Genomic DNA, 17118 nt, shown 5'->3' with positions numbered 1-17118 from the left:
GCTCAGGGGCTCCCATTGGCCGGAACCCGGGCGGCGGTCCGCTGGATCGTGCCGCCGCCCGGCGTGGGCGTTTCGCCGCCGAGTCGGCGGGCGACCGCGGCGACGCGGGACAGGCCGGCGGTCGCCTCGCCCCACCGGCCGGACAGGTTCGCCAGAAACTCCGCCTCGGTCGCATCGGCCTGGGCCAGCAGGGTCGTCGTACGCTCCGCGGCGGCCTGTTCGGCGGTCTCCCGCAGGCCGGCGACGAGGAGGTCGCCAGCGTCGGTCTCCAAACGCCAGTCCGGCCGCGCCGCCGGGCCGGAGAGGTGCAGCGACCCATTCAACCCGTCCAGCGTCGCCGCCGCGGCGTTCACCGTGCGGGCCAGGGCCGTCTCGCCGGGCGGCGTGCCCGATTCGTCGTCGCCCACGCCCAGCCGGCCGGTCAGGCGGAGATCCACGGCGCCGCGGAGATCCGCGTCGGCCCCGCGTCCGGTGAGCCGCAGCCGGGCGGTCCAGTTCAGGCCGGCCGGTTCGTCGTCGGTCACCCCGACGATCGGGACCGGCACGGTTCCGACGGTCGCGTTGGCTGCCCGCGGGACGGTCGCCGCGACTCGCAGTTCTACGTCGGTCACCGGCTCCCCGGCGGAGGCGTCGTGCGTGAACAGCACGGCGAAGCGGGGGGCGCTCCCGTGGGCGTCGGCGGCGTGCGGATCGGCGAGGGCGGTGAAGGAGCCGGCGACGGGGCCGCCGTGCAGGGCGGGGTCGCTCGTCAGGCCGGTCAGCGTGCCGGCGAAGGGGATCGGGCCGTCGGCCGTCGGCAGGGCGCCGGTGACGGCAAGGTTTTCCAACAACAGGGCCGGCCGCGGATCAGGCGACGGGAAGGGCACGCGGACGCCCCGCCGCGGCGGGGGCGGGGCGGCCAGCGCGTCCGGCTCGCCCAGCCGCTCCCGCAGCCAACGGGTGACGGCCAGCGTCGCCATCAGCCGTTGCGACAGGGCCGGGCCGAGCAGCGACCGGGCCGCGGCGTCCGCGTCCAAACGGGCCGCGTCGGCGAGCGTCTTCAGCCGCTCCGCGTCCCGCTGTTTGGCGGCGGCGAGGGCGGCGCGATCCTCCCCGGCCTGAGCGGCGAGGGCGGGGAGCTCCCGCCGCAGGGTCTCGGCGTCGGCGGCCAGCGTGGCGGCGTCCGCCGTGAGGGTCGCCAGCCGTTCCAGACGTTTGAGCGGGTCGGCGACGGCCGCGGCGGCGTTCATGCGTTCGGAGAGACCTGCCGATCGGGCGTCGAGTTCGGCCGAACGCCGGGTCAGCTCGTCCAGCCGGCCGTCCCATTCCCCGTGCAACCGACGGGCGACGCGGACGGTTTCCAGTTCGTCACCCAAGGCCGGCCCGCCCTCGCGCAGCAGATCGGGCAGCTCGCCCAGCGCCCCCTCGAAATCCTCCAGCCCTTCGCAGACCGGCAGCTGGGCGGAGGGCTCCGGCAGGGAGAGGCGGAGGGCGTCGAACCCCTCGGCGGGCGTCTCCCGCGGGGTTCCGAAGGTGAGGCCGGTGAGCGTGCCGGCGGTGACGTGCGTCCGGCCGCGGAGCAGTTCGGCGGCGTCGAGGTCCGCGGTCAGCCGGTCGAAGGCGATGAGGTTCCGCCCCGGCCGTTCCGGGTCCGGCAGGGCGAACCCGGAAAGGTCGATTCGCGGGGGGAACGCGGCGGTGCGAACCTCGGCCAGGTCCGGCCGCGACCCGGTCAGGCGGCCGACGGTCTGCACCGCGGTGCTGCGCAGCAGCGGATCGAATCCGAAAGCCAGAAAGACCCACAGCCCCGCGGCCAAGACGGCCCGGGGCAGGAGATAGCGGCGGTTGAGCAGCGGAACGCGGTTCCGCTGGGGCTCGGTGCGGGGCGGGGTCACGGCACCTCCCCGGCCAGCCGATCGGCGGTCCGGCCGGCGTCCCGGGCCCGTCCGAGGCGGGCGTTCGTCCACCAGTCGGCCAGCGGGGGGGCGAACGCCCGGTGGGCGGCCAGCGTGCCGCGGTGCAGGGGCCAGGCGGCGCCGCCGCCGACCAGCAGGGCGGCGAAGGTGACGGTGTTGTCCCAGCCCAGCCAGGCCCCGCCGGGCAGGGCCAGCAGCGGGGCGAGGACGCCGCGGACCGACGGGGCGCTCAGCAGGGCCAGCCCGGCGCGGTGCAGAACCGGATCGAGCAGCGGGACGAGCGCCGTCGCCACCAGCGCCGCCCACGCGGCCGCGGCGAGGTTCAGCCGGACCGCCGCGACCGCGAGCCCCAGCAGGCAGGCGGTGGCGTTCTCCTTGGGGAGCAGGCCGAACCAGAAGCCCAGCGCCACGCCCCGGGCGGCTTCCTCCGCGGTGCCCCCGCAGAGCCCGGCGAGGCCGTCCAGCGCGACCCGCACCGGCCCGGCCCCACGGGCGACGGCCGGGCCGACCGGCGGGGCGAACGGGGCTTCCGGCGACGGCGACACGGCAGACCTTCCCCCCAATCGTTCGGACCCAAGCCGGTCGTGTGGACCAACGTCCGCGGGGTTTAGGTCGCCGCGACGGTGGGGGTCAACGGCGGGTGGGCGTCCGCGGCGGGCGGGCGGGGCCGCTGCTGGCCGTCCGGCGGCCGGCGGGCGGCGACGGCGGGGTCGAACCGTTCCCGGGAGAACTCCCGCAGTTCCGTGTTGAAGATCTCCAACAGCGTGTGCAGGCAGGCCGCGACGACTGGGCCGACGAACACCCCCCAGATGCCCATGACCTTCAATCCGCCTAACACGCAGACGAAGGCCAGCAGCGGATGGAGCTTGGCGTCGTTGTTGAGCACCAGCGTCCGGATCACGTTGTCCAACGTGCCGACCACCACGATCCCGAACAGCGCCAGCAGCGTCGCGGCGACCGGGCTGTCGTGCAGGTAGAGCCAGACGACGCAGGGCCCCCACACCAGCCAGGTGCCCGCCAGCGGGATCAGGGCGGAGAGCGTCCCGGCGACGGCGAAAGCGACGAAGTGCCCCAGCCCGCAGAACTGAATGGCGATCGCCGTCAGAATCCCCTGGGCCGCGGCGGCGAGGAACGTGCTGAGCACCACCGCCCGCAGCACGGTGTCGAAGCGATCGAGGAGGGCCTGCTGATATTCCGTCTGCACCGGGACGAGTTCCCGCGTGCCCTGCAGCAGCGCCGGGCCGTCGCAGAGGAAGTAGTAGAGGCCCACGCCGAACATCGCCAGCGCGATCAGCAGTTCGACGGCGTTGCTCAGCACCCCCGCGGCGACGCCCACCCCCGCGACGGCCGGCAGATCGCGGCCGCCCTGTACGACGGCCGCTCTCAACTCGGTGTACTCCGACGGCAGCAGCTTCGCTGCGGAGGCGACGAAATCCCGTTCGCCCTCCGCCGGCGGCTCGAGCTTCAACGCCTCCCGCACGTCCGCGGCGATCAACGTCCGGTAGTCGAAATCCTCCCGCCCGGCCGCGTCCGCCATCTCGACCTTCAGGTCCGCGACCCGCGTGCGGGCCGCCTCCCCGAGATCAATCAGGTAGGAGCCCGCCGCCACAGTCGCCGCGGTGATCGGCAGGAGGATCAGCCCCAGTACCGCCGCGGTCACCACCCCCGCGGCCACCCGGCCTCGTCGGTTCAGGCGGACGCGCAGCCGCATGTACCACGGCCGACACAGCACCGCGACGACCGCCGCCAGAAACAACGGCAGCAGAAAGGGGGCGATCACCCGATAAAAGGTGATCCCCAGGAACACGATCAGCGCGCTGAGCGCCCCGAGGCTGATCACCCGGGCCAGATTCAGCCGCGAACCCCGCCGCCCGCTCCCCGGCCGGGCGGGAACGGGGGCGGCCGGGGGCGAATCGCTCCTCCGCGGCACGGGCAGCGACGGGTCGGCGGGGGGGCGGTCGTCAGTCACGCGGCGGAGTCTAACGCCGACCCCGCCGCGGTGGATCAACGCCGGGGCGTTCCCCTCCCGCGACCCCACCGCCCGCCGCCTGCCGTCCCCTTACAGGCGTTTAATCTCCCGAACCGCCTGCCAGTCGGGAGCCCGGCCTCGGGCGCTCATGAACCGCTCGAACTCGAGGCCTTCGCCGTAGACGGTCGCGGCCCCGTCCGCCCAAACCGTGTCGCACTCGAAGCACATGACGACCTCACCGGCGACTCCCTCGACGGCCGCCCGCCAGAGCGCCGTCTGCCCGCAGTAGGGGCACTGTTTGACGTGCATTGTCACGGCGTGAATTGGGACATTTCTGAGTGCGTCGTCAACGTTGCGTGCCGGCTGATCGGCCCTTTCCAGTACGGGCTTATTATTAAGTCCCGTGGCGATCAGGCCGGTCAGCAAAGACAATACCCCGACCAGGAGAAACGCCTCGATCGCGGCGCCTCTTCCCCAGACCAAGCCGACGATGCACAGATACAAGGCCGCCAAGCACGCATGCACTGCAAGCGCCATTGGAAGGCTTGATAGAAAGACGTACCAGGGGCTCCCGACAAGCACAGCCAGCGAAAATTCGAGCCACCAGGATTCTTTTCCGGCAGACGGACCAGTCATCGGCGGGTGGTTCGGAACCGAGTCGTGTGAGCGTGCGGGACGCCCCGATCGTGCGGGATCAGATCCGTCCGTTCACTCCGCCGACAGCCGGTAGAGCTTGGCGCCGGTGCGGATCAGCAGGCCGCCGGGGTCGGCGGCGACGCCATATTGGGTGATGCCGGAGAACATCGCCGAGGCCCCGGCCCGCTGCGGGTCGGTCTCCGGGGCGAGGTCCCCGTTCGCCTCCGTCGCCCCTTCCTCCCACACCCGGCTCTCGGCCAGCAGCTTGTATTCGTCGCCGGCGGCCACGGTGGCCGTCACGCCGTCCTTGCCGAACAGGTAGAGGCGGTCGCCCACCGCCAGCGGCGTCGCCCAGCAGGAACCGGCCGGGGTGCGGGAGGCGTAGAGCTGCTCGCCGGTCTCGGCGTTCAGGCAGAACAGCACCCCCTGCCGGTTCACCCAATAGGCCCGGCCGTCGTGCACGATCGGCGAGGCCCAGCTGACGGTCAGATCCTCGTCCGTCCAGATCTTTTCTGCCTTGAACCCGTCGCCCTCGGCCGTGACCCGTACGGCGCCATTGGAGATGCGGGCGGCGTCGACGTCCTCCCCGCCGCGGCCGGGGCTGGCGCCGATCAGGAAGCGGCCGTCGCCGCCGTCCTCAGTGAAATAGGGCACGGGGGTCACGGCGGTGTTGCCGCCAACTTCGCCCAGCGTCCACAGCTCCTTGCCGGTGGCCGGGTCGTAGCCCTGCACGCCGCCGCCGGAGGAGACGACCACGTGCGGCTGCCCGTTCACCGGCACGATCGCCGGGGAGGCCCAGCTTTTCCGGTTCTCGCCGCGATCGGCCGTCCAGAGGATCCCGCCGTCCGCTTTCCGCACGGCGATCAGGGCGGAGGGCCCGTCCGGGTCGTCCTTCAGGATGAACAGCGTGTCGGCCGTCTGGCAGGGGGAGGAGCCGAGGCCGAACTCGTTCTGAAACCGGCCGACCTTCTTCCACAGGGAGACGTGCCAGAGGAACTCGCCGTCGTGATCCAGGGCGTACAGGTCGCCGCTCTCGAAGAACGGGTAGACCGCGTCGCCGTCCACGCAGGGCGTCGGCGCCGCCCGGGAGACGTACAGCGTGTTCTCGACCGGGTCGGTGCTCCCCGTGGTCCGGTGCCAGAGCTTGTTGCCGCTGTTCAGATCGACGCCGAGCACGTGCAGGGCTTCCTTCTCCCGGCCGGAGACGGCGGTGACGAAGGCCCGGTCGCCCCACACCACCGGCGAGCTTTGCCCGTGGCCGGGCAGGTCGACGGTCCACTGCGGGGACTCGGGCGTCCACTTCAGCGGAATCGCGTCCGGGTCCAGCGCCGTCGCCCCCTGCCCGAGAAACGCCGGCCACGCGGCCGGGCCGGTCTCGGCCGCATTGGCGGGTTCGGCGGGAGCGAACGACAGAGCGGCGATCAGCAGCGGGGCGGCGAACATCGGACGAAACGGTGCGGGCGAAAAGGAGCGGAGGCGGACGGCAGTGTAGGCCGCCCGCCCCCGGATCGCCCGGACGCCCCGGCGGGGCGTTCGCTGGTCGATTTAGAAGGCGTCCTCCACGACCTCGCCGCCGGCCCGCGTCGCCAGCGCCCGCCAATTTTCTAGGGCGATGCCGTCGCTGACGAACTGCACGCTGCCGTCGCACAGGGCCATCTGCACGCCGCCCTCATGGGCGCTGCGGGCGGCGGTCAGGGCGTGGCTGTGGTAGCCGTTGTGGCAATCCGGCTGCTCGGAGTTCGGCGGGTGGAAGTGGTTGTACATCGCGTCGGCGTAGTGCCCGTTGATCCACTTCGCCCCCCGCTGGCCGGACCACCCCGGGGCGGCGTCGGCGAGGCAGGCGGCCGGCGTGGTCGGCGTGCCGTCCGACAGTTCGACGACGCGTCGCCGCGGATCGCCCTCCGCCGGCGGCTCGTCCGTGCCGTCGCCCAACAGTTGCTCGCCGAACACGACGGTGTGCGTCACGCCGTCCCGCAGATCGCGGAAGCCGATCGCGGACTTTGAATAGATCACGCCGGTCGCGTTCGTGGCGGAGCCGTCGTTCTTTAAACCCGCCCCGGTGCAGGCGGGATAGCTGAGCCCGCCGAACTCCGAGCCTGGCACGCGGTCGCCGTCGCTGGGGCACAACAGGAGCGGCAGGGCCTGTTTGGCGGCGGCCTCGTTCGCCGCGGCCGCGGCGATGTAGCCGAACGTCAGCGGGGGGACGTCGAAGTCCAATAAATCGTGCAGATTCGCCTGCTCGACGTACGGCAGGAGCTGCGCCTGGGCCGACCAGACCAGCGGAAACCCCAGCGAGCCCGGCGGAAAGACGCGGTGGGTCGATTCGTAATTGTGCAGGGCCAGCGCGAGCTGTTTGAGGTTGTTCTTGCACTGACTGCGACGGGCGGCCTCGCGGGCCTGCTGAACGGCGGGCAGCAGCAGGCTGACCAGGATCGCAATGATGGCGATCACCACCAGCAGTTCGATCAGCGTGAACCCGGGGCGGGACGGGGCGTCGTGGTGCGGGGAACGGGCGTGGGGGGAGGTTCTGTGGGTGCGCACGGGGAGGCGTGGGGGCGGGACGGACCGCGGGCGCTCCCCATTCAAAATGGGAAAGGCCGCCGCGAGCCGTGACGAACGGGGGGGGCGACCCCGTCTCTCGCCGACGCGCACGCGTCGGCCCCGGGGGCCGCGTTAGAGGAGGGAGGCCGCGGCGCCCGACCGCGGCGGGGGCGTCGGCGGATCGAGTTCCCACATCGCGGCGCCGACGGACCGCGGCCGGTCCCAGTCGAACGCCGGCCGCGTCGGAGCGTCGGCCGTCATCGGCCGCAGCGCCCAGGGCAGGGCGCCACAGGCGGCGAGTTCGCCTCGGCACTTCTGCGCTGCCCAGCCCAACGGCAGCGGCGGGGCGGGGGTGTCGGTCGCGGTCGGCTCCGACTTCGCATCACAGCAGTCGTCGGCCCCGCCGCAGCAGGACGCTTTCGCCGCCGGCTTCGCACAGCAGGACGATTGCGGTTTGGCGGCCGCCTCCTGCTTCACGTCCCGGGTCTCCTGCTTGGCAGCGTCATGGACGAACGCCGGGATCGCCACGTTGTTCGCCCTCGCCCAGGCGACCTTCTGCACATTCGTGAAACAACAGCACCCGGTCCAGCAGGCCTCCGCCGAACCGCACCCGCAAGCCCGATCGCGGCAGGGATACAGCTCGGTTCGGTCTTTGCCGATCGCCGCCGCCGGAACCGGCAGCGGCGCCGGCAGTTGGCAGACGACCATCGCCAGCAGCGTCGCCCAAGTCACGATCCGCTGACGAGCAGGCCGCACGTTCAACCGGCCACGAGCGAGGCGGCGACGAACGGAGCGGCGACGGGCGGGGCGGGCGAACATACTTCCGATCCGATGCTACCGATCCCGCCGCCCCGCTGCCCGTCCCGGCGACGCATCGACGCGGCGAACCGTTCAGGCCCCCCGAGCGTCTGCCGTTCGAGAGGCGCCGTCAGGCGTTCCCATCCAAGAACCGGAAACAGAGCCATGTTGGGCGCCGTCGCGGGTGACGTCATCGGCTCCGTCTGGGAGATCGAGGGGTGGAAGTCGCCGTACTTCGAGCCGTTGATCGGCCCGGAGTGCCGGTTCACGGACGACACCGTGCTCACCTGCGCCGTCGCCGAGGCGTTGCTGACGGACGGCGACTACGCCAGGCATATTCGCACCTTCGCCCGCCGCTATCCGCACGCCGGGTACGGGGGCAACTTTCAGCGCTGGTTCCGCTCCGATCGGCCCGGTCCCTACAACAGTTGGGGGAACGGCTCCGCGATGCGAGTCAGCCCCGTTGGTTGGACGTTCCAGACCGCTGATGAAACGCTCGCCGAGGCCGAACGCAGCGCCGCCGTCACGCATAATCACCCCCGCGGCGTCGCCGGGGCGCAGGCGACCGCCTTGGCCGTCTTCATGGCGCGCACCGGGGCCGCAAAGGAGGCGATCAAAGCCGAGATCGCCGGCCGGTTCGATTACGATTTGAACCGCACGCTGGCGGAGATCCGGCCGCGGTACTGCTTCGACGTCTCCTGCGACGGCTCAGTGCCGGAGGCGCTCATTGCGTTCCTGGAGTCGACGGACTACGAGTCCGCGGTTCGGAACGCCGTCAGCCTCGGCGGCGACGCCGACACCCAGGCCGCCATCGCCGGGGCCGTCGCGGAGGCGTTCTACCAGCGAACCACCGGCGTCGGCGTGCCGGCGGCGATCGCCGCGGAGGTCCGCAAACGCCTGCCGGACGACCTGACCGATGTGCTCGATCGGTTCACGGCGAACCGAGCCTGACTGCCCCACTGACCGGCCCCCTCAGCGCCGGCGGCGTCCCCGCAGGTAGCCCGCGAAATCCCACAGCCCTGCGAACCGGTAGCTCGGGTCGACGTACTTCTCCACGACATAAAACGCGAAGTAATACGCCCGGCAGCAGGCCCAGACGCACAGGGCCAGCAAGGCCGCGTTTGTCCAGGAGGGGGACCGGGCGAGCAGCAGGCCGCCGGCGAGGGCGCCCAGCAGGACGAACAGCGCCCCCTTCGCGTACAGGGCGGCGGGGGAGGCGAGGTCGCGGTTCATCAGGGCCAGAAACGCCGCCGACCGGGGCCGGCGCCCTCAGGAGCCGGCGTCGGCCCCGTCGGCGTTCGCCCGTTCGGCGGTCGTCCCGCCGGGCGTTTCGTCCGGGGCCGGTTCACGGAAGCGGCGGGCGAGGGCGGGTTGGTTGAGTTCGTCGTACAGGTCGGCGACGGCGGCCCGCACCTTCGGATCGTTCTTCAATCCCAGCGCCATCGCGCGTTCCAGGGCGGCGAGGGCATCGGCGGGGCGGTCCAGCGCCGCGAGGATCTGGCCCCGCGTTTCGTGGCAGTGGGCGTTCGCCGGGGCGGCGGCGACGGCGGCGTCCGCCAGGCCCAGCGCCCGCTCCGGCTGGGGAGGATCGGCTTTGAAGTAGAGGAAGGCGAGGTTGTTCGCCGCCGCGGCCAGCGACGGGTCGAGGGCGTGGGCCCGCTCGAAGTGGAACAGACCGTCCGCCCGGTCGCCCGCCGCCAGGGCGTTCACCCCGAGGGCGAAGTGGGCGAGGGCGGGCACCTCCCCGCTGGCGAGCGTGCGTTCCAACAGTTCCCGGGCCTCGGCGACGACGGGCGGGGGTTCGCCGTCGTCTGTGGAGCCGGCGGCGCCGCTGAAGGCGATCAGCCGGACCAGCGCCTCGGCCGAACGCGGATGGCGGCCCAGCGCCTTGCCCAGCAGGGCCAGCCGCTCCGCCGGCGGGCGGGCCCGGCGGGCGGCGCGGTCGTACTCGGCGACGTGCAACTCCGCGAGTCGCTGCGGGATCGCCGCGCTCGGGTGCAGGGGGAGGCCGTCGGTCAGAACCGCCTCGGCGGCGGTGAAGTTCCCGGTGCGGGCGAGGGCGTCGGTCAGCCGCAGGCGACTGTCCAGATCCAGCGGGTCGCGTTTGAGCCGTCCCCGCAACACCGGCACGGCCTCCGCGGCGGCGGCGGCGGCCTCGGCGGTGCGGCCCTGAGCGGCGTAGACCCGCACCAGATCCGGCCAGACCACGGGCGTGGAGGGGGCGATCTCCTCGAATGTCGTCGCGGCGGCGTCGGCGTCGCCGGCCTGCATCGATAACTCGGCGATCCGCAGGGCGACGGTCTTGTCCGCGGGGGCCGCCCGCCGGGCCGCCGCCAGGTGCCGCAGCGCCTCGGACCGGCGGGCGGCCCGTTCCGCCTCCGACGGCGGTGCGCTCGATCCCTCGGCGTTTCCCCCCTCGGGGTTCTCGGCGTCAGGCTCCTCGAACGTCAGCAGGCGACTGGCGAGGAGCAGGTGGGCCGGGGCGTGGCCGGGGCCGTCAGCCGACGCCAGCAGGCCCGTCAGCACGTCGCGGGCTTCGGCGTCGCGGCCGGCCGCGGCGAGGGCCTGGGCGAGGCGGAACCGGGCGGCGGCGTCGCCGTCCCCCAGTTGGCCGAGGCGCCGCCGGTGCAGCACGGCGGCGTCGGTCTCCCCCGCCGCCGCCGCCCGGTCCGCGGCGGCGGCGTAGGCCCCCCGCAGATCGTCCTTCTGCTGCCGGGCCGCGACGAGAAACGCCGCCAGCCCCGCCGCCGCCAGCAGTGCCGGCAGCCCGGCGAGCAACGTCCACGGGCTCCGCCGCCCTCCGCCGGCCAGCCGCCCCCGCAGGCCCGCCCAGAGCACGGCCGACCCGTGGCCGATTCCCCGCCCCAGCGCCGCGGGCGCCCGCAGCAGCCCCGTGGGGTCGAGCCGGCGCCGCGTCGGGGCGTCGACGTCGTCGTGAAAGTCGCGGCGGAACATCAGTCGGCGGCCGTCCTACGGGAGGCGGACTCGCGGGGCGGAGCGGCGTCGCGGGGCAGGGCAGCGAGGCGACGGCGCATCGCGTGGAACAGGGCCTCCACGGCCTCCTTTTCCTCGTCGCTCAACGTGCGGTAGCCGGAGGCCAGAACCTGCACTTGGTAGGCCGGCTCCGCGGCGGCGTGCCCTGCGTCCGGGGCGGAGCGGTCTCGAAACGCCTCGAACCGCCGCGTCCAACTCGACCCGGTCCGGGCGGCGAGGTCCGCCCCCAGGTTCGCGTCGTCGTCCACCGCATAAGACGTGAAGAACACCACCCCCCGCCGCCCCAGCGGTTGGGCGAGGTCCAGCCGGGTGATCACGTCGCCGTCAGCTTCGCTCCCGCCTTCTTCCTCCTCAGCAGACGTCACGACGCGATCAACGGCGTCGGTGCAGGCCCAGCCGCCGGCGGTGTAGCAGGTGCGCAGGTCGTGCCAGCCCTCGGCGAAGGGACCGTCCATCGAGATCGTCGCCTCCAGCGGACCGCGGCGGTAGACCCATTGGGCGGAGAACGGCCCGTCGAGGTGGTCCCGATCGCGGGTGACGGTGCGAAACTCCCCTCGCCGCCAGCCGTTCCACTCGGCGGGCAAGGAGTCTTCGCCCACCGGCTTCAGCGCCGCGGGTGTGAGCAGGGTCGAGGCCGGCACTGCCGCCACGTCGACCGCCGGACCGACCGCCAGCCGCCAGCCGGCGAGCAGCCCGAAGGCGACCGCCGCCGCCCCCCACGCCGCCGCACGGGGGACCGGGCGGCGCTCGGTCGCCGGCTCCGCCGCCAGCGGCGGGGGCGGCGGATCGGCGGACGGGGCGAGCGGGGCGTTCGGTTCGTCCAACTCGGCCGGAACCGCCTCCGCCGGGGGCACCGCGAACCGCAGCAGAGCGTCCACGCTGAGGGTCAGTAGCCCGGCGGCGGCGAAGGTCAGCATGCCCAGCAGATCGTGGCCGAAGCCCTCCGCGACCGGCCAGCCGAGGCCCGCGGACAACTCCACCGCCGCCGTCACCCGGGCCGCGTTCGCCGCCACCGCCCAGCCCACCGCCGCGGGCAGCACGATCAGCCAGCGCCACCAACTCCGCCGGCCCCACGCCAGCCCCAGCGCCGCGACGGCCAGCAGGGCGTAGAGGCTGTTCACCCCGCTGCACGCCTCCTCCACGAAGTAGCTTCGCCCCGGCAGTTCGACCGTCACCCCCGCCGGCAGGTGCCGCCGGCCGAGCATGTCCAGCGCCGCGCTGGCCAGCTTCGCCGCGAGCCCCTGGAGCCGCAGGACGAGGTCGGCGTCGGTGTGAAAGGGCGGGGGGAGGGTCGTCCACAGCACGGCCCACGCCGGCAGGATCGGCCGCAGCGTCGCTCCGCCGCCAGCCGAGTACGTCGCCGCCGGGACCACGAGGAACGCCGCCGTCAGGGCGAGCCAGCCGCTGCCCAGCAGAATCGCCGCGGTTGTCGGCAGCAGGGCGAGGAGCCAGAGGACGGCCTCCGCCCAGGGCCGCGGCGACGCGGCGGGTTCGCCGAGTTCGACGGGTTCCTCCTGCCGAGCGACGAGGGATTCCCGCAGCCGCCAGCCGCCGAGCGCCGCGGCGGCGAGCCAGATCAGCGGGGCGTGCTCGAACCGCGGGCTGGTCCACAGCCGGACGACGATCTCCGCCAGCAGCGGCCCGAGCGCGAGCAGCCCCGCCAACGCCGCGGCCCCCGCCGCGAACGTCGCGCCGCGGGGGCGGCGGGCGGGACGAACGGCGATCACGGAGCCTGCCAAACGGACGGACGCGGGGGCGGGGAAGGTCGGCATGATCCGCTTTGAACCCTATCCGGCAAGGGCACTGCGAACCGCGCCCCCGCGGCGTTTCCCCGGGAGGCGGCCCCCCGGAACGCCGGGGGGTTACTGAAACTGGGGCGGTTGGAGAAACGACCGTGCGTTTCGTGTGTGTCGGATCGATCGTGAGGGTACAGTGGTAAGATGGGTCGGCTCTGACGGCGCCCCCGCCAGCTCCCCGCGATCCTTCCCCAGTCCTCCCAGTCTTCCGTCCGCACGCGTCTGAGATGATCTTCACCCGCACGTCGCTCTTGCTGGCGGCGGTTCTCCTGGTCGGCGGATCCGCCGTCGCCCAGGAGCCCGCCCTCCCCGAGGCGCCCGCGTTGGATTTGTCCGACAACGCCGCCTTCGACGACCCGGTCGGCGCCGACCTCTTCGACGAGCCGGCCGAACCGGCCGACGTCGCCGAACCGGCCCCGCCTGCGAACCGCGGCGTGCGGGTGCCGCTGGTGGCGTCCGGCGAGGGCGACGGCGTCCGGCCGTCGGTGCGACTGGTCCGTCACGGAGCCGTCGTCGCCACCGGCCTGCTGGGGACGGACGGCTCGCTGGAGAGCGGTTCGGTCCCGCCGGGCGTTTACAGCGTGATCGGCGTCGCCGGCGAGGCGATGGCGATCTTCTCCCAGAAGATTGAGGCGGAGCCGCTGTCTGAGGACGCCTCCTCGGTCCGCCTGCTGGCCCCGCCGTCCGACCGGGCGCTGGCGCTGGCGATCCTCGCCCGTCGGTTCCCGGAACAGTTCGGCGCCGCCGCCGGCCCGGTCTCGCCCGCCGCGGCGTCCGCCGCCCCGGCTCCCGTCGCCCCGGCCGCGGCTGTCGAGCCGGCGGACCTGCCCGCGAACGTGGCCGCCGGCGGCCAAGAGCCCGTCTTCCGCCCCGCAGCGTTGCGGACCGCCCTCCTTGGCGGCACGCCCGCTGGCGCCGAGGGCCTCGCCCGGATGTTCGACGCCGACGGCCTCCTCCAGCCGCTTCCGGGCGCCGAGATTTTCCTGATCCGCAATGGGGACCAGGTCGCCTCCCTGACCGCCGACGGCGAGGGCCGCTACCGGCTGCCGAAGGATCTGGAGCCGGGCCTGTACACGCACGTGATGGTCAGTTCCCCCGCCTCGGCGCTGCCCGGCGACGCGACCGGCACGCCGCTGTACGGGGCGAGCGTGGTCGGCCTGAACGTGGTGAAGGAACGGCCCGTGGTGCAGCAGAACGTCGACGGTCCGTTCCGGACGGTCGTCCGCCGCGTGCTCAAGCAGGCGCCGATCGGCCCGCCGGGGGCGGATCCGGACGACTTCGCCGTCATCGGCCCGCCGCTTCCCCCCGGCCCCCCCGGTCCCCTCGCTGGCGGGCCGGTTGGCGGCGGCGGCGGGGCCGCGGGCGGCGGCGGGGGAGGGGCGCTCGGCGGGTCATTGCTGCCGTTGGCCATCGGCATCGGCGGCGGCCTGGCCATCGGGCTGAACAACGGGGATGACGACGACGACGTCCAGCGCGTCTTCGTCCCCGCCCCCCGGGCGGCCACTCCCCAGGCCCCGTAGTCCTCATCAATCGCGACAGGCGATGACGACGACTGACCGTCGGCGACCGATTGCCCAGCCCCGACCCGGTGGACCCGCCCGCCTTGGCCCCCGCCGCGCCTGACGCCGGCGCCGCCGCCGGTTCACGGCCGATCGGTCGGGACTTCATCCGCCGCGCGGACGCGGCCGGCGCCGCCCGCCGGGCGGCGCTCCAGCGGCGCCGCGTCCCCCGTCGGTCGGACCCGGTCCCGCCGGTGCGGAAGGCTTCGTCCCGGAAACCCACGCCGGCCGAGGCCCCGCCGGGTTTGCTCCCCTCGCTGGCGGCGGCGGCGGCGGTCGCCGCGGTGGCCTCGGCACCGTGGCTCGACGGCCGTTGGGGCGCCTGGCAACTTGCCGCCGTGACCGGCGGAGCGGCCCTCGTCGTTGCCGCCTTCGCGGTGCGAGAGTGGGCCGGACGGACGACCGGCGCCTTGGCGTTGCCGGCGGCGCTCGCCCCGCTGGCAGGTTTGTTGGCGCTGGGCATCGTGCAGGCGCTGTCGCCGACGGGCGGGGGGGACCTCGAAACCGCCGCCGGCACTCTTGCGCCGCATTGGACGCCGGTGACGGTTTGCCGGCCTTCCACCCGCCAGACCGCCTCGTGGCTCGCCGCGGGGTTGGCGATTCTGTTTCTCGCCGCTCAGGCCGGACGGTTCGCGGCGGGGCGGCGGGTGATCTGGTGGGGCGTGGCGGGCACGGCCTGCGCCTTCGCGGTCGTCGGCGTGCTGGGTCGGATCGGCCGGGCCGCGGACTGGGGGCTCGTCGCTTCGCTGGAGGGCGACGCGGGGCTGACGGGGGCGTTCTTTGCCGGTTTCAACCGCAATCACGCCGCCCAACTGCTGAACGTCGGCTTGGCGGCGGCGCTGGCGCTGCTGGCCCGCGGGGGCGGAAAGACGGCGTGGGCCTGCGGGGCGACGATCGCCGCGGGGCTGCTCGTCACGGGCAGCCGGGGCGGGCTGGCCGCGGCGCCGCTCGGTCTGCTGCTGAGCGCCGCGGCGCTCGCGGCCTTCGTTCGCCCCCGTGAGGGAGAATCGCCCGCGGCCGGCCCCGTCGGGGACGGCCGCGGGGCGCCGCGGGCGGTGCGGTTCAGCCTAATCGGGGCGGGGGTGGCGACGGCGGGGGCGCTGCTGTCGCTGTGGGGCCTCGGCGTGGAGGGCACCGTGCTGGGCCGGTGGGAGGGCACCCGCGATCGCGGCGTGTGGGAATCCCTGCGGGAGCGCCGGGAGCACTGGGCGGACGCGGTCCGCGTCGCCGGCGATCTGCCGCTGTTCGGCGCCGGCCTCGGCACGCACCGGTACGCGACGCCGCCCTACCTCACCCGGCCGAACCCCGCCTGGTTCACCCACGCGGACAATCAGTACGTCGAACTGCTGGTCGAGGGCGGCGCCGTCGGCGTCGCACTGCTGATCGCGGCGGCGGGGACGTTGGTCTGGGGCGTGCGGCGGGCGGGACGGGCCGGGGCGGCGGACGCCGTCGCCGCGGCGGCCTTCGCCGCCGCGGCGCTGGGGGTGCAGGGCGGGTTCGACTACGGCATTACCCGCGCGCCGGTCTGGCTGGCGGCGACGGCGCTGTTCGGCGCCGCGGTGGCAGCCGGTTCGACCGGCGTTGCGGCCGGTCGGGAGACGACGAACGGGACCCGGTTCCTCGCCGTCGGGGTCGCCGGGGCGACGGCCCTCGTCGGCGGGTGGGCGGCGTGGGAGACGGCCCGGGCGGCACCGGCGACCATCTATCGGGAGCCGAACCTGCTCGTCGCCGATCCGGCCGGCTGGAGCGCCGCGGAGGTCGAGGCGGAAGTCGCCCGGTTGGAAGCGGCGCTGGCCGCCCGACCGGACGACGCCGAAGCCGGCGTCGCCCTGGCCCGACTGCAAATCAGGCAGTACCGCGACGCCGCCGCGGAGGCGCTGGCGGCCGACCCGGCCGCCGCGGACCTGACCCCGTCCCAACTCGATCGCCTGACCGATCCCGGCCTGGGCGCCCTGCTGGCGCTGGGGCCGGGGGGCGGGGAGCGACTGGCGACTCTGCGGGCGGACGAGCGGGTCCGTCGGTACCTCCGGCCGGCGTACGGTCGGTTGCTCGCGGCCCGACGGGTCTGCCCGTTCATCCCTCGGCTGGACCTGAACCTCGCCCGCCTCGCCTGGACGGAGCCGTCGGCGGACCCGACTGGCGAGCGGTTCCTCACGGCTCTGCGACGCAACTTTCCCGCCGACGTGCCGGCCCAGATCGCCGCCGCCCGGCGGGCCGATCGACTGGGGCTGACGGCGACCGCGAACGCCGGCTGGGCCGCCGTCCTCGCCATGCAGCCGGAGCGGGCCGCAGAGGTCGCTTCTGGATTGGCGGCGGCGGACGAGCGGGCGACGCGCGACCCGGTTCTGGCGGCGGCGCTGGCGGCGGACGGCGCCACGCTCGGCGTGGCAGGGCGGTTCCGCGGATTGCTGCCGGAGGATCTCGCCGCCCAGATCGCCGTCGCGGACGCGGCGGCGGCGGTCGACGCCGGGCTGGCTTCGCTCGTCGCCGACGCCGCCCTCGCCGCGGCGGATGCGGACGGGCCGCCCCTGCCGGCGAACGTGCGGGCGGCCGCCCTGCGGCTGACGCGACGCGACGCGGAGGCAGTCGCGGCGCTGGAGGAGCACCTCGCCGTGCAGTCGCGGGACCGCGAGGCCCGGGTGCGGCTGATTGACTGGCTGATCACCGACCGGCGACCGGACGACGCCGCGGACCAACTCGCGATCCTCAACGCCCTGGAGCCGGACTCGGGGGCGGTGCGGTCGCTGTCGGCACGGCTCGACCGGGTCCGCGAGGCCGAGCGCCGGGCGGGGCGGTCGTCCGGTCGTGAGTCCGATTCGACGAAAGACGGGGGCGGGGCAAGACGGGAGGGTCGGGGCGTCTTGAAGGGGGCCGACCGCCGGCCGTAGAGTGGGCGACGAGGCGGCGGGCACAGTCGACGTCGCCGCCCC

Annotated in this window: 13 protein-coding genes; 3 read left to right on the top strand and 10 right to left on the bottom strand. The window is 74.2% G+C overall.

Going from position 1 to position 17118, the window contains the following annotated elements:
• Positions 1 to 2: 2 nt before the first annotated feature.
• The 7 genes from CA12_RS21705 to CA12_RS21675 all read right to left on the bottom strand — a co-directional run bounded on the left by CA12_RS21705 (position 3) and on the right by CA12_RS21675 (position 7860).
• Positions 3 to 1874: a hypothetical protein gene (locus CA12_RS21705; protein WP_145361199.1), complete on the bottom strand. Its 1872-nt coding sequence runs from the start codon at positions 1872 to 1874 to the stop codon at positions 3 to 5.
• The gene (locus CA12_RS21700; protein WP_145361198.1) at positions 1871 to 2440 is read right to left on the bottom strand and encodes a DUF2062 domain-containing protein; all 570 of its coding nucleotides are present in this window, start codon (positions 2438 to 2440) and stop codon (positions 1871 to 1873) included. The genes CA12_RS21705 and CA12_RS21700 overlap by 4 nt, the downstream gene beginning before the upstream one ends.
• Positions 2441 to 2502: 62 nt before the next feature.
• Positions 2503 to 3864, bottom strand: a complete 1362-nt coding sequence (locus CA12_RS21695) for an AI-2E family transporter (RefSeq protein WP_165700923.1) — start codon at positions 3862 to 3864, stop codon at positions 2503 to 2505.
• Between the two features lie 90 nt (positions 3865 to 3954).
• On the bottom strand, positions 3955 to 4173 hold the full coding sequence (locus CA12_RS21690) for a hypothetical protein (RefSeq protein WP_145361196.1): 219 nt from the start codon (positions 4171 to 4173) through the stop codon (positions 3955 to 3957).
• A 399-nt stretch (positions 4174 to 4572) separates the two neighbouring features.
• Positions 4573 to 5943, bottom strand: coding sequence for an outer membrane protein assembly factor BamB family protein (locus tag CA12_RS21685; protein ID WP_145361195.1), 1371 nt, complete (start codon positions 5941 to 5943; stop codon positions 4573 to 4575).
• Positions 5944 to 6045: 102 nt separating this feature from the next.
• The gene (locus tag CA12_RS21680; protein ID WP_165700922.1) at positions 6046 to 7041 is read right to left on the bottom strand and encodes a DUF1559 domain-containing protein; all 996 of its coding nucleotides are present in this window, start codon (positions 7039 to 7041) and stop codon (positions 6046 to 6048) included.
• 132 nt (positions 7042 to 7173) lie between these two features.
• Positions 7174 to 7860 (bottom strand): hypothetical protein, encoded by a 687-nt coding sequence (locus tag CA12_RS21675; protein ID WP_145361193.1) that lies wholly within the window; start codon positions 7858 to 7860, stop codon positions 7174 to 7176.
• 144 nt (positions 7861 to 8004) lie between these two features.
• On the opposite strand from CA12_RS21675, the gene CA12_RS21670 reads away from it, so the two are divergent.
• Positions 8005 to 8790, top strand: a complete 786-nt coding sequence (locus CA12_RS21670) for an ADP-ribosylglycohydrolase family protein (protein WP_145361192.1) — start codon at positions 8005 to 8007, stop codon at positions 8788 to 8790.
• Between the two features lie 21 nt (positions 8791 to 8811).
• Here CA12_RS21670 and CA12_RS21665 read toward each other — a convergent pair whose 3' ends face one another.
• From CA12_RS21665 to xrtU, 3 genes are read right to left on the bottom strand one after another with little or no spacing between them, the layout of a single operon-like run.
• A complete protein-coding gene (locus tag CA12_RS21665) occupies positions 8812 to 9072 on the bottom strand; it encodes a hypothetical protein (RefSeq protein ID WP_145361191.1) in 261 nt (86 codons plus the stop codon).
• Positions 9073 to 9108: 36 nt separating this feature from the next.
• Positions 9109 to 10794 (bottom strand): tetratricopeptide repeat protein, encoded by a 1686-nt coding sequence (locus tag CA12_RS21660; RefSeq protein ID WP_145361190.1) that lies wholly within the window; start codon positions 10792 to 10794, stop codon positions 9109 to 9111.
• A complete protein-coding gene (gene xrtU / locus CA12_RS21655; protein WP_145361189.1) occupies positions 10794 to 12605 on the bottom strand; it encodes an exosortase U in 1812 nt (603 codons plus the stop codon). Before xrtU ends, CA12_RS21660 begins: the two co-directional genes overlap by 1 nt.
• 251 nt (positions 12606 to 12856) lie before the next feature.
• Between xrtU and CA12_RS21650 the strand changes: the two genes are divergently transcribed.
• Together CA12_RS21650 and CA12_RS21645 are read left to right on the top strand one after the other, a co-directional pair.
• Positions 12857 to 14149: a carboxypeptidase-like regulatory domain-containing protein gene (locus CA12_RS21650; protein ID WP_145361188.1), complete on the top strand. Its 1293-nt coding sequence runs from the start codon at positions 12857 to 12859 to the stop codon at positions 14147 to 14149.
• Between the two features lie 50 nt (positions 14150 to 14199).
• Positions 14200 to 17076 (top strand): O-antigen ligase family protein, encoded by a 2877-nt coding sequence (locus CA12_RS21645; protein WP_145361187.1) that lies wholly within the window; start codon positions 14200 to 14202, stop codon positions 17074 to 17076.
• Positions 17077 to 17118: the final 42 nt, after the last annotated feature.

Origin of the sequence: Alienimonas californiensis, assembly GCF_007743815.1 — a bacterium.
Classification (GTDB): Bacteria; Planctomycetota; Planctomycetia; order Planctomycetales; family Planctomycetaceae; genus Alienimonas; species Alienimonas californiensis.
The sequence above is the reverse complement of the archived record's forward strand: the minus strand, read 5'-3'. Positions and strand labels throughout refer to the sequence as shown.